This window comes from Streptosporangium album (genome assembly GCF_014203795.1).
Lineage (GTDB): Bacteria > Actinomycetota > Actinomycetes > Streptosporangiales > Streptosporangiaceae > Streptosporangium > Streptosporangium album.
The window spans coordinates 2,883,278-2,895,583 of sequence record NZ_JACHJU010000001.1; the positions used below are offsets into that span (position 1 = coordinate 2,883,278).

At 67.8% G+C, this 12,306-nt stretch carries 9 protein-coding genes and 1 tRNA gene; 1 reads left to right on the top strand and 9 read right to left on the bottom strand.

What is annotated here, in order from left to right:
• Positions 1-136 precede the first annotated feature (136 nt).
• The gene (locus tag FHR32_RS46670; RefSeq protein WP_184754660.1) at positions 137-841 is read right to left on the bottom strand and encodes a transposase; all 705 of its coding nucleotides are present in this window, start codon (positions 839-841) and stop codon (positions 137-139) included.
• A gap of 258 nt (positions 842-1,099) precedes the next feature.
• Between FHR32_RS46670 and trpS the strand changes: the two genes are divergently transcribed.
• A complete protein-coding gene (gene trpS, locus FHR32_RS13780; RefSeq protein ID WP_184754661.1) occupies positions 1,100-2,209 on the top strand; it encodes a tryptophan--tRNA ligase in 1,110 nt (369 codons plus the stop codon).
• 126 nt (positions 2,210-2,335) lie between these two features.
• On the opposite strand, the gene FHR32_RS13785 is transcribed toward trpS, so the two are convergent.
• The 8 genes from FHR32_RS13785 to recF all read right to left on the bottom strand — a co-directional run bounded on the left by FHR32_RS13785 (position 2,336) and on the right by recF (position 12,262).
• Positions 2,336-3,916, bottom strand: coding sequence for an IS1182 family transposase (locus FHR32_RS13785; protein ID WP_184754662.1), 1,581 nt, complete (start codon positions 3,914-3,916; stop codon positions 2,336-2,338).
• Between the two features lie 199 nt (positions 3,917-4,115).
• Positions 4,116-4,565 carry a hypothetical protein gene (locus tag FHR32_RS13790; protein ID WP_184754663.1) on the bottom strand — a complete coding sequence of 150 codons (450 nt, stop codon included), beginning with the start codon at positions 4,563-4,565 and terminating at the stop codon, positions 4,116-4,118.
• Between the two features lie 180 nt (positions 4,566-4,745).
• A tRNA-Ile gene (locus FHR32_RS13795) sits at positions 4,746-4,819 on the bottom strand.
• Positions 4,820-4,956: 137 nt separating this feature from the next.
• Complete coding sequence (locus FHR32_RS13800) at positions 4,957-5,607, bottom strand: DUF3566 domain-containing protein (RefSeq protein ID WP_184754664.1); 651 nt, start codon at positions 5,605-5,607, stop codon at positions 4,957-4,959.
• Between the two features lie 75 nt (positions 5,608-5,682).
• The gene (gene gyrA, locus FHR32_RS13805) at positions 5,683-8,169 is read right to left on the bottom strand and encodes a DNA gyrase subunit A (RefSeq protein WP_184754665.1); all 2,487 of its coding nucleotides are present in this window, start codon (positions 8,167-8,169) and stop codon (positions 5,683-5,685) included.
• 48 nt (positions 8,170-8,217) lie between these two features.
• Positions 8,218-10,161 (bottom strand): DNA topoisomerase (ATP-hydrolyzing) subunit B, encoded by a 1,944-nt coding sequence (gyrB, locus tag FHR32_RS13810; RefSeq protein ID WP_184754666.1) that lies wholly within the window; start codon positions 10,159-10,161, stop codon positions 8,218-8,220.
• 297 nt (positions 10,162-10,458) lie between these two features.
• Positions 10,459-10,977, bottom strand: coding sequence for a DciA family protein (locus FHR32_RS13815; RefSeq protein WP_312882325.1), 519 nt, complete (start codon positions 10,975-10,977; stop codon positions 10,459-10,461).
• Between the two features lie 112 nt (positions 10,978-11,089).
• Positions 11,090-12,262: a DNA replication/repair protein RecF gene (gene recF / locus FHR32_RS13820; protein WP_184754668.1), complete on the bottom strand. Its 1,173-nt coding sequence runs from the start codon at positions 12,260-12,262 to the stop codon at positions 11,090-11,092.
• Between the last annotated feature and the right edge of the window lie 44 nt (positions 12,263-12,306).

Below are 12,306 nucleotides of genomic sequence, written 5' to 3' on the forward strand. Positions count from 1 at the left end.
CCTGTTTCCGCTCGCTGGAGACTCGCGAATCTGAATTGTGCCGGGTTTCCCGCGACGGCGGTAACCCGATCACGGTTGCATAGATCGCCGATCGCGTCCGGGCCAACCCGAGCCGTGATCGTACCGACACCGCTGCTCAGGCTGTCGTCCGCCAGTGTTCGGCTGACGTGGTGTTCGAAGGCCTCGTCGGGGTCGCGGCGGCATCGGCGATCAGTTCGCACAGGGCCTGGTAGACGCACAACAGCGCCCAGACTTCTTGGCGGACCCCGTCGGGCTGGTGGGAGCGCAGCCGAACGGTGATATCGCCGCGCAGCGTGGTCTTGATCGCGCCGATCGCGGTTTCTCCCTCCCAGCGTTGCCGATACAGGGCAGGGATCTCCTCCATCGGCGCGGCAGTGGGGTCGAGCATCGTGGTGGCCAGGCAGAACAACTCACTGACGGTCTGCTGGGCGCCGTCGTCGCCGATCAGATCCCGGGTGAGCGTCTGCTCGCCAACGCTGTAGGGGCCGAAGGCGGCATCGATCAACGCCCGGGTGCCAACCTCGGCATGCGCTACACAGCGGACCTGGGGGAACGCCCCATCGGTCGGGCCGCCGAACTCGGTACGGTTGGCCGGGCTGTCGGGCAGGTCCAGGGTGAACCCGTCGATCGCGGTCAATCGGCGTCCTCGCCACCACACCCCGGGCGTGTCCGGGCCGCCGACCGGTCCACGGGCCTGCTCGAACAACACCTTCAAGGGCGCGGCGTCCACTCGCCCCGGCGGAAACGTCCGGGTCAGCACCCCCACCGCCACCCGATCAGACAGCCGCCCCCGGCCGGACCGCTTCACCGTCTCTCTCACACGCACCACACGAGCCACAACAGACGGTAAGCGATCAGCTCACGTGCTTATCGAAGCGGCGTTGCCCCTTCCTGTGCCGGGATGGCGCTACACTGATCGCCATGCATCGTCTGTTGTGTCTGAGCTGGTGGCGCTCCACGTAGGAGCGGCTACCTCTTTACACACGACCGGGCCGTTCGAATGGACGGCCCTTTGTGTTCTCCCTGGATAAGGGCCGCCATCAGAACTGGCGAACCACTTATCAAAAGGAGAAACCACATGACCACGAGCCTCGGCACCACGTCACCGGCCGAACGATCCGTTTCTCCAGATGCGCTCGGCGTGCTCGCCGCTCAACGTCGCAGCGCTGAGCTGGAGCACCTGATTCGCGAGCACCCTGAGCGGTTTCGCGTGCTGACCGGGGACCGCCCAACAGGTCAATTGCACCTGGGTCACTACTTTGGCACCCTTCACAACCGCGTCCGCCTGCAGGACCTGGGAGCGGAGATGATGGTGCTCATCGCGGACTACCAGGTCCTGACGGATCGCGACTTCGCCGACCGGCTCACGGACCATGTGGAGGGCCTGGTGCTCGACTACCTGGCCATCGGCATCGATCCGGAGCGGGCCACCATCTTCACCCACAGTGCGATCCCGGCGCTCAACCAGTTGCTCCTGCCGTTTCTCAGCTTGATCTCGGTCGCGGAGCTCAGCCGGAATCCCACCGTCAAGGACGAGATTGCCCACTCCCGCCAGGCGGCCGTCAGCGGGCTGATGTTCACCTACCCCGCCCACCAGGCCGCCGACATCCTGTTTTGCAAGGCCAACCTCGTTCCGGTCGGGCAGGATCAATTGCCCCACCTGGAGGTCACCCGCACCATCGCGCGCCGCTTCAACAACCGCTACGGCAATGGCGGGAATCCGGTGTTCCCCGAGCCCGACGCCCTGTTGTCGGCGGCCCCCCTGCTGCTCGGCACCGACGGCACCAAGATGAGCAAGAGCCGCAGCAATGCCATCGCCCTGGCCGCCACCACCGACGAAACCGCCAAGCTCATACGCGGCGCCAAGACCGACTCAGACCGCCACATCACCTACGATCCGGCCACCCGACCCGAGGTTTCCAGCCTCGTCCTCCTGGCCGCGCTGTGCCTTGACTGCGATCCCCACCAGGTCGCCGACGACATAGGCAGCCGGGGAGCGGGCGCGCTGAAGGCCACCGTCACCGAGGCAGTCAACGGCTACCTGGCGCCGATCCGCGCACGACGCGCCCAGTACGCCCAAGACCGCGGCTACATCCGTCAGGTGCTGTACCACGGCAATGAACGTGCCACCGCCATCGCCGAGGCCACCCTCAAGGAGGTGCGGGCCGCGATGAACGCCCTCTACTGAGCTGTGGGCCAGTGCTCCGGCGTTCACGCCGGGGGTGAAGGCCCACGCGGGAGTGCCCGCTAGAAGGCCACTGAAGATCTTGCCGGGTATCTCGGTGGTTGGGGTCAAGGCGGGACGGTTCTGTCGCTATGTGGAGCTGGGAGCCAGGATCCAGGCTCCGCTGGTCCGGGTGAGTCCGAGGTTGATCAGGGTCCGCAGGTTGAGGGCGGCGGCTCGGGTATGGAGCCAGGTGTTGTTCTTGATGACGCCGAGGTAGCGCAGGCGCCGGTTGCCTCGGGCCACGACCTGGGCGACGGCGCGCTCGACGGGAGGTCGCCAGCGGCGGTGGTCGGCCTGCCAGGCCGGGTCGGTGACGGCTTGGGTTCGGGCGGCGGCCAGCAGGTCGTGCTGGGCATGGATGGTGACGTTGCGCCCGGTCGCGGAGGTGGTACAGCGGGCCCGCAGCGGGCAGGGCGCGCACACCTTCTTGAACTGGGCGATGTGGGAGCCGTCGGGCTGGGGGCGGCCCAGCGCTGTGGTGTGGCCGGCCGGGCAGGTGGCTTTGCCCGCGGCGGTGTCGATGTGGAAGTCATCGACGGTGAAGCCGCCCGCGATGGTCTGCTTCAGCGGCGGCGGTTTGATGATGAGGCGGTGGCCGGCGTCGGTCAGTGCCCGGCGAGCCGCACCGGTGCCGTAGGCGGCGTCGCCCAGCACGGTGACCGGCGCCCTCTCGTCGGCGAGCAGGTCGGTGGCGACGGCGGCCTCATGATGGGCCGCTCCGGTGCCGGGCCGCAGCGCGACGTCGGTGAACAGTCCGGTCTCGGGTTCGACCGCGAGGTGGGCCTTGTAGCCGTCCTGGTACTGGGTGCGGCTTTTGTGCACGTGCCGCGATTCGGGATCGACGGTGGAGACCATCCGGTCCGGCGCGGCGCGCCGGGCGATGCGCCAGCGCCCGTCGCGGCCGTCGGAGTCCGGCGCGGGTTCCACATCCTGGTAGGCGACCAGTGCCAGAATGCCGACCGCATTGGCGCCCTTGTCGTCGAGCGGCTGCTCGGGTAACTCGGCCGGCAGAGCGATCGCATCACCGACCAGCGCGTCCACCAACGCCGCGCGGGCTTGGGCGTCCTTCCAGGCGATGCGCGGCTTGCCCGGATCGGCGTAGTCGTGGCCGGTGCACTGGGCCGCGGCGACCGGGGCGGCGCCCGGCACCTCGCGGATCACCGCGCGGATCGCGGCGATCAACTGGGTGACGGTGTCTTGGGTGGCCACCGCGTCCTGCAGCACGGTGGAATCCAGCGCCCGCCGCTGCCGGCCCTTCAGCACCCCGGTCGCGGCAACGATCTCCTTGACCCGAGTGAAGATCCGGTCCGGGTCGGCCGAGCGGGCCAGGCGACGCCGGAAATAGGTCAGCAACGATGCATCGAACGCGGTGTCATACAACCCCAGCCCACACGCGGCCTTCCAGCGCAGGTCACAGCGCAGCTCCTGGACCGCGTCAAAATCGGAAACCCCGTACAGGGCCTGCAGCACCAGCGCCGCGGCCAGCACCTGCGGCGGCATACTCGGGCGCCCGTTGGGCGAGGGATACATGTCGGCGAACATGCCGCCGGGAAACAACTCCTCGCGGTGCTCGGCCAGGAACGCGAACATGCTGCCCGCCGGGATCAACTCCCGGCAGGTGGCCCACACATCCGGCCCGACCAGCTCTCCAGTCCATTGACCTTGCATAACAACCAGTCTGACCCCGCCACCATTTGCGGCGAAGCCAGACCCCCGACATCTTCAGTGGCCTTCTAGAGCATCTCCCGCCTGGTCGGTCACAAGGGCACGGTGGTGACGGAGAAGGTCTACCGGAAGCAGCTCCGCCCGGTACTACTGGAAGGAGCCGAGGTGATGGATCAGATCTTCCCGCAGGCTTAAACGCTGTTCATGACCGCGTCTCGGCCTCCGCGTTGGGCTTGTCCTCGGCTCGTGGCACGCCGGCGATCAGGACGAGCGCAGCAATAGCGCCGTAGAGCGGGAGCACGAACCCAGGCCCCTGCGAACCCTCAGGGCAATAGGGGGAGAAGAACGCAATGGTCGATAGCGCGTAGTAAGCGGCTGTCGCGAGCGCTCCGCCCGCTCCTATCCAGGCCAGGAGTCGGCGCCTTTGGGGCAGTGATCGCCGTGCGGCCACGGCCAGCGCTATCAAAGCAGGGGGAAGAAGAGTGGCCATCGCGCCGAAGCCCAGGCCGAGCACATCACGATCGGTGTATCCGTCTTCGGTGTTCAGATAGGCGCAGATGTAGATCTCTGTATCTACTGGCAACGAAGCCCAGTTAGGAAGGGTGGACAGAAGGATGGCACCCATCCAGCACAACAGTGCGCGGTGCTTCATCGCCTAATCCCCCAGGACCCCACAACCGCTCATCCTCCGGGCGGACCTCGGGACGGGGATGCTCAGTGTTCCGGCTGTAGCTCGTGACCTTCGGACGAGATACGACCTTAGTCACTCACTTAGTCACCCGGAAGATCAAAAAGGCCACTTCCCTTGGTGGGAAATGGCCTCTGAGCTGAGTGGGGCTACCAGGACTTGAACCTGGGACCTCTTCCTTATCAGGGAAGCGCTCTAACCGTCTGAGCTATAGCCCCTCATTACGCGAAAGAACGGTATCGCATCTGTCTGCCAGAGGCGAACCCGCTCGGTCGAACAGGGAAAAGCTTACCCTGTTCCGGCACCCGCTTGCGCCATGTCCCCGACCACTGGGCCGGGGACACAGCGGAGGCGTTTACTCGGCCTCGCTGAAGGTGACCTCCACGCCGCCGACCAGCTCGGAGGCGATGTTGTAGATCACTGAGCCGAGGGTGGACAGGGCGGTGATCAGCACCACGTTCACCGCGCCGATCAGGGCGGTGTAACCGAGGATGGGGACCGGCTCGAACCAGGAGGCGACGTCCACGCTGCTGGTGGACTTGCCGTCGGCCGTCGTCAGCTGGTTCACCGCCTGGACGATGCTGTCGAACACTCCCAGCCCGGACAGCACCATGTAGAGCACCGCGACCGCGACGAACAGCACCACGAAGCAGACCAGGGACACCACGAAGCTGAACTTCATGGCCGACCACGGCTCGATCCGGCGCAGCACCAGGTGCGCCTTACGCGGCGACCTGGAAGGAGCGGCCTCCGCCGCCTTCTTGGCCGGTCTCTCCGGCCCGGGGGACGACAGACCCCCGGGAGCCCAGGAGGAACTGTCGGTCTCCGCGGACTGCGGGCGGATCCGCACCGTGGAGTCGCTTGGCTTGCCGTCCTCGATCGCCGTCACGTTCTGCCTGCCCTTAGAGTCGTCGGTTACCGAATCATCGGTCTCCGGCGTGGGCTTGCTACCGTCAGCCGGTGACTTGACCGCCTCGGCTGCATCCGCTTCGGTGGCTTTGTCCATCTTCTCTGTCACCTGGTCACGTGTCGATGAGGAGGCCGGACGTGGACGACCTGGCTTGGCCTGGGCGCACATGAACTACTCACCTTCCGCGTTCTGCTCGGTCTCCAAGGCCTCGGCATTGCGGGCGAGCGCTACGACGCTGTCGCCTTCCGCGAGATTCATCAGACGTACCCCCATGGTCTGGCGTCCGGACTGCTTGATCTCTCCTGCGCTGGTCCGGATAACCCCGCCGACGGAAGTGATCGCGAAAACCTCGTCCTCCGGCCTGACCATGGCAGCACCAACCAGCTTGCCACGCGCACTGACGATCTTGGCAGTCAGGACGCCCTTGCCGCCCCTTCCCTGAAGAGGGTACTGATCCGCCGGGGTGCGCTTGGCGTATCCGCCTTCGGTCGCGATCAACACGTCATCGCCGTCGCCGATGCGGTTCATCGCCAGCAGCTCGTCTCCCTCCAGGAAACGCATGCCGATCACACCGCTGGTCGCCCGGCCCATCGGACGCAGAGCCTCGTCGGAGGCCGTGAAGCGGATGGACTGAGCGCCACGCGAGACGAGGAGGAGGTCGTCCTCCTCGGACACCAACCGGGCAGCGATCACCTCGTCATCTTCCCTCAGGTTGATGGCGATCAGGCCACCCGAGCGCGGCGAGTCGTATTCCGACAGACGCGTCTTCTTCACCAGGCCACTGCGGGTGGCCAGCACGAGGTACGGCGCGACCTCGTAGTCGCGCAGGTCCAGCACCTCCATGACGATCTCGTCCGGCTGCATGGCCAGCAGGTTCGCCAGGTGCTGGCCGCGCGCGTCCCTGCCGGAGTCGGGCAGTTCGTAGGCCTTGACCCGGTAGACCCGGCCCTTGTTCGTGAAGAACAGCAGCCAGTGGTGGGTCGTCGTGACGAAGAAGTGGTCGACGATGTCGTCCTGCCGCAGCTGTGCGCCGCGCACCCCCTTGCCGCCGCGCTTCTGCGCCCGGTAGAGGTCGGTGTTGGTGCGCTTGGCGTAGCCGCCGCGGGTGATCGTGACGACCATGTCCTCCTCGGCGAGGAGGTCCTCGATCGACATGTCGCCCTCGTAGGCGATGATCTCCGTCTTGCGCTCGTCACCGTACTTGGACACGATCTCCGAGAGCTCGTCCAGGACGATCGACCGCTGCCGCTCGGGCGAGGCCAGGATCGCCTGGTAGTCGGTGATGTGCGCCATCAGCGTGTCGTACTCGTCGGTGATCTGCTGCCGCTCCAGGGCGGCCAGCTTGCGCAGCTGCATGTCGAGGATGGCCTGCGCCTGGATCTCGTCGATCTCCAGCAGCGACATCAGGCCGCCCTGCGCGGCGGACGCCGACGGGGAGCGCCGGATGAGGGCGATGACCTCGTCCATCCGCTCCAGTGCCTTGAGCAGCGCGCGCAGGATGTGGGCCCGCTCCTCGGCCTTGCGGAGCAGGTAGCGGGTCCGGCGGACCACGACCTCGATCTGGTGCGCCACGTAGTGGCGGACGAACTGGTCCAGCCGCAGGGTCCGCGGCACGCCGTCGACCAGGGCCAGCATGTTGGCGCCGAAGGTGGTCTGGAGCTGGGTGTGCTTGTAGAGGTTGTTCAGCACGACCTTGGCGACCGCGTCGCGCTTGAGCACGATCACCAGACGCTGGCCGACCCGGGACGAGCTCTCGTCACGGACGTCGGCGATGCCGGTGATCCGGCCCTCCTTCACCGACTCGGCGATCGACAGTGCGAGGTTGTCCGGGTTGACCTGGTAGGGAAGCTCGGTGACGACCAGGCACTGGCGGCCCTTGGCGTCCTCCTCGACCTCCACGATCGCCCGCATCGTGATCGAACCACGGCCGGTCCGGTAGGCGTCGTCGATGCCCCGGCGGCCGACGATCAGCGCGCCGGTCGGGAAGTCGGGGCCCTTGACCCGGGCGATCAGCGCCTCGAGCAGCTCCTCGTCGTCCGCCTCGGGGTTCTGCAGGGCCCACTTGATGCCCTCGGACACCTCGCGCAGGTTGTGCGGCGGGATGTTCGTGGCCATGCCGACCGCGATGCCGGCCGACCCGTTGACCAGCAGGTTCGGGAACCTCGACGGGAGGACCAGCGGCTCCTGGGAACGCCCGTCGTAGTTGGGCTGGAAGTCGACGGTGTCCTTGTCGATGTCACGGATCATCTCCATGGCGATCGGCGCGAGCTTGCACTCGGTGTATCGCATGGCGGCCGGCATGTCGTTGCCCGGCGACCCGAAGTTGCCCTGGCCGTCGACCAGGGTGTAGCGCAGCGCCCAGGGCTGTGCCAGCCGTACGACGGTGCCGTAGATCGAGGAGTCGCCGTGCGGGTGGTAGGAACCCATGACGTCGCCGACGACGCGTGAGCACTTGAAGTAGCCGCGGTCGGGGCGGTAGCCGCCGTCGTACATGGCGTAGAGGACGCGGCGGTGCACCGGTTTGAGTCCGTCGCGGACGTCGGGCAGCGCGCGGGCCACGATGACGGACATCGCGTAGTCCATGTAGCTGCGCTGCATCTCCGACTGGATGTCGACCGGCTCGATGCGCTCTGCGGGCGGAGTGTTCACATCCGTCACGGGTGATGGATCCTTTTCAGAGTCGGAGAGAGGGCTGTACGGCTACCGCTACACATCGAGGAAACGGACGTCTCGCGCGTTCCTGATGATGAAGGAGCGGCGGGCCTCGACGTCCTCACCCATGAGAACGCTGAACAGGTCGTCGGCCTGGGCTGCGTCGTCGAGGGTGACCTGGAGCAGGACGCGGGTGTCGGGGTTCATCGTGGTGTCCCAGAGCTGGGCGGCGTTCATCTCGCCCAGACCCTTGAACCGCTGGATGCCGTCGTGCAGACGCGGGTCGCGCTTGCCGCGCTCCATGCCGTCCCGGATGATCGCGTCGCGCTCCTGGTCGGAGTAGGCGTAGGAGGCGTCCTCGCCCCGGCGGTCCCATTTGATCTTGTAGAGCGGCGGCTGGGAGAGGTAGACGTGCCCGGCCTCGATCAGCGGCCGCATGAAGCGGAACAGCAGCGTCAGCAGCAGGGTGTTGATGTGCTGGCCGTCGACGTCGGCGTCCGCCATCAGGATGAGCTTGTGGTAGCGGAGCTTGGCGATGTCGAACTCGTCGTGGACGCCGGTGCCCATGGCGGTGATCAGCGCCTGGACCTCGTTGTTCTTCAGCACCTTGTCGATGCGCGCCTTCTCCACGTTCAGGATCTTGCCGCGGATGGGCAGGATCGCCTGGAACTTGGAGTCGCGGCCGCCCTTGGCCGAGCCGCCCGCCGAGTCACCCTCGACGATGAACAGCTCGCACTTCTCGGGATCGCTCCACTGGCAGTCGGCCAGCTTGCCGGGCAGGCCGGAGCCGGACTCCAGCAGCGACTTGCGCCGGGTCAGGTCGCGGGCCTGGCGGGCCGCGAGGCGGGCGCGTGAGGCCTGCAGGGACTTGTTGATGATGTCCTTGGCCTCGCCCGGGTTGCGCTCGAACCAGTCGCGCAGGTGGTCGTTGCAGGCCTTCTGGACGAACGACTTGGCCTCGGTGTTGCCCAGCTTGGTCTTGGTCTGGCCCTCGAACTGCGGGTCGGCCAGCTTTACCGAGATGATCGCGGTGAGACCCTCGCGGATGTCCTCACCGGCCAGGTTGTCGTCCTTGCCCTCCTTGAGGAACTTCTGCTCGCGCGCGTAGCGGTTCACGATCGACGTCAGCGCGGCCCGGAACCCCTCCTCGTGGGTGCCGCCCTCGGCCGTGTTGATCGTGTTGGCGAAGGTGTAGACCGACTCGCTGTAGGAGTTGTTCCACTGCATGGCGATCTCGACCGAGATCCCGTCACCGTTCTCCTCGAAGTCGATCACCGAGAGGTGAGCGGGCTCCTTCTTGGAGTTGAGGTGCTTGACGAAGTCGGACAGGCCGCCCTCGTAGTGGTAGACCGCCTCTTTGGGCTCGCCGTTGACGTGGTCGGGCCGCTCGTCCCGCAGGGAGATCGTCAGGCCCTTGTTGAGGAAGGCCATCTCCTGGAATCGGCGGGAGAGGGTCTCGAAGCTCCACGTCGTGGTCTCGAAGATGGTCTCGTCGGCCCAGAAGGTGATCGAGGTGCCGGTCTCCTCGGTCGGCTCCCCCTTGATCAGGGGATGGACCGGCCGGGTCTCGGCGTAACTCTGCCGCCAGTGGTGACCGTCAGTGCGGATCGCGACCTCCAGCTTGCTGGAGAGCGCGTTCACCACCGAGACGCCCACACCGTGCAGGCCGCCGGAGACCGCGTAGGACTTGCTGTCGAACTTTCCACCCGCGTGCAGCACGGTGAGGACGACCTCGACGGCCGGGCGGCCCTCCGCCTCGACGATGCCGACGGGGATGCCGCGGCCGTTGTCCACGACCCGCACGCCGTTGTCGGCGAGCAGGGTGACCTCGATCCGGTCGGCGTGACCGGCCAGGGCCTCGTCGACGGAGTTGTCCACGACCTCGTAGACGAGGTGGTGCAGGCCGCGTTCTCCGGTCGAGCCGATGTACATACCCGGGCGCTTACGGACCGCCTCGAGCCCTTCGAGAACAGTGATTGAGCTAGCGTCGTAGGACAAGTGCGGAATCCTCCTGCCGCGGACATGCAGAGGAAGCGAGAACAGCCCCCGCGGTGCCCGTCACCGTCGTGAATGCCCCGATGCGCGCACCCAGGGGAGTCGGCTTACGCGCCGGGGGTGACACGCAAACGGACGTGTCCGGAATTCGGTTTCATTCTAGCGGCTCTGAGGGCATGATGTGGCATTGACGGGCTCTAGAATGCCCTGTCGCGCGTCGACCCTCCACTCAAGCATCCCCCTACGGGGACGGGTGTCATCGCGCCAGAAAGGCCGCTGATCCGTTTTCCGGGGAGGCGATCAGCCGTAGGTGTCGCCCGGGCCACGGCTCCCCGTGACGCGCAGCCCGCCGCTGGGACGCGGGCCGTTCTGCGGTCCGCGCACCTTCACCCGCTGCACGGTCCCGTCCCCGAGCTCCTCGTTCAGCCGCCTGACCAGCGTTCTCGCCAGCAACCGCACCTGGGTCGCCCAGGCCGTGGAGTCGGCGACCACCACGACCTCCCCGTCGGCGAAGGTCTCCGGCCTGGTGTGCGCGGCCAGATCGGAGCCGACGATCTCATGCCAGCGGCCGAACACCCCGCCCACGGCGACGGGCTGCTCCCAGCCGCGGTCGGACAGGAGGTCGGCGATGGCCCTGCCGAAAAGCTGGGGATCTCCGAAATCCCTGCGCGGCCCGGCCGCCCTGCGCCGGGGCTCGCGGCGCGGCAGTTGCCCCCTTCTGGCCGCGTCCGACTTGGCCTGGGCCAGCTTCTCCCTGGCGAGCGCGGCGCCCTTGGCCGCGGCGCTCTTCGCCGACCCCGGCTCCGGCGTCCTCTCCACGGAGCCCGCCGCGTCCCTCCTGGGCCCGGATTCCGGCGTCCTCTCCCCGGCACCCGCCGCGCTCCTCGCCGAACCGGCCCCGGGCGGCCTCCCGCCGGGCTCCGACGGCTTCTCACCGGACACGGTTCACGCTCCCCTCGGCGACGTCGAACCGGCATCCGGTCAGCTCCGCAGGCACGTCGTCGGCGACCGCGGCGGTGATCAGCACCTGCTCGGCCGGGGCGACGATCTCCGCCAGCCGGCGACGGCGCTGGTTGTCCAACTCGGCGAAGACGTCGTCGAGGATCAGCACCGGATCGCCGCCGTCCGCCCTGAGCAGATCGTAGGCGGCCAGCCGGAGTGCCAGCGCGAACGACCAGGACTCGCCGTGGCTGGCATAGCCCCGTGCGGGCAGCTCTCCCAGCCCGAGGAACAGATCGTCACGGTGCGGACCGACGAGGGTGACGCCGCGTTCGAGCTCTGCGTCCCGGACCTCCAGCAGCCCGGCCCGGAGCCGCTGCTCCAGGGTCACGCGGTCGGCTCCCGGCTCGGTGGGCAGCGTGCCCCGGTATTCCAGACCGGCCGGGGCGGAGGAGGGCGCGAGCGCGGCGTAGGAGGCGGCGACCAGCGGCCGCAGCGCCTCGACCAGCTCCAGCCGCGCCGCCAGCAGCTCGGCGCCGTACCGGGCCAGATGGGCGTCCCAGACCTCCAGGGTGCTCAGCGGATCTCCGGCCCCGGCCTCGGTGAACGCCGCGTCGTTCTCGGCCCGCCGCCCGCTCCGGCCGCCCCGCCTCGACCGCGCCGCCGTACGCAGCAGGGCGCCGCGCTGCTTGAGCACCCGGTCGTAGTCCGCGCGGACCCCCGCGAAACGGGGGGTTCTGGCCACCAGGAGATCGTCGAGGTAGCGGCGCCGCTCCGAGGGGTCGCCCTTGACCATGGCCAGGTCCTCGGGGGCGAACAGGACCGTGCGCAGCAGCCCGACGATCTCGCGTGGACGTGAGACCGGTGAGCGGTTCAGCCTGGCCCGGTTGGCCCTGCCCGGGTTGATCTCCAGCTCGACCAGCGCCCGCCGGTCCTCCCGCACGACCACGGACCGGATGATCGCCCGCGCCGCCCCCTGCCGCACCAGCGGCCCGTCGTTGGCGACCCGGTGGCTCGACTGCGTCGCCACGTAACCCAGCGCCTCGACCAGGTTGGTCTTGCCCTGCCCGTTGGGCCCGACGAAGGCCGTGACACCGGGCTCCAGGCCGAGGTCGACGGTGTCGTAGGACCGGAAGTCGGTCAGGGAGAGGTTGGCGACATGCACCCCAGGAAGATTAGTCGCCCCCACCCGCCACTGGGGCGCCGCCG

Coding starts and splice junctions, on each gene's coding strand:
- trpS (WP_184754661.1), top strand. CDS start 1,100: ATGACCACGAGCCTCGGCACCACGTCACCGGCCGAACGATCCGTTTCT.
- FHR32_RS13785 (WP_184754662.1), bottom strand. CDS start 3,916: ATGCAAGGTCAATGGACTGGAGAGCTGGTCGGGCCGGATGTGTGGGCC.
- FHR32_RS13790 (WP_184754663.1), bottom strand. CDS start 4,565: ATGAAGCACCGCGCACTGTTGTGCTGGATGGGTGCCATCCTTCTGTCC.
- FHR32_RS13800 (WP_184754664.1), bottom strand. CDS start 5,607: ATGGACAAAGCCACCGAAGCGGATGCAGCCGAGGCGGTCAAGTCACCG.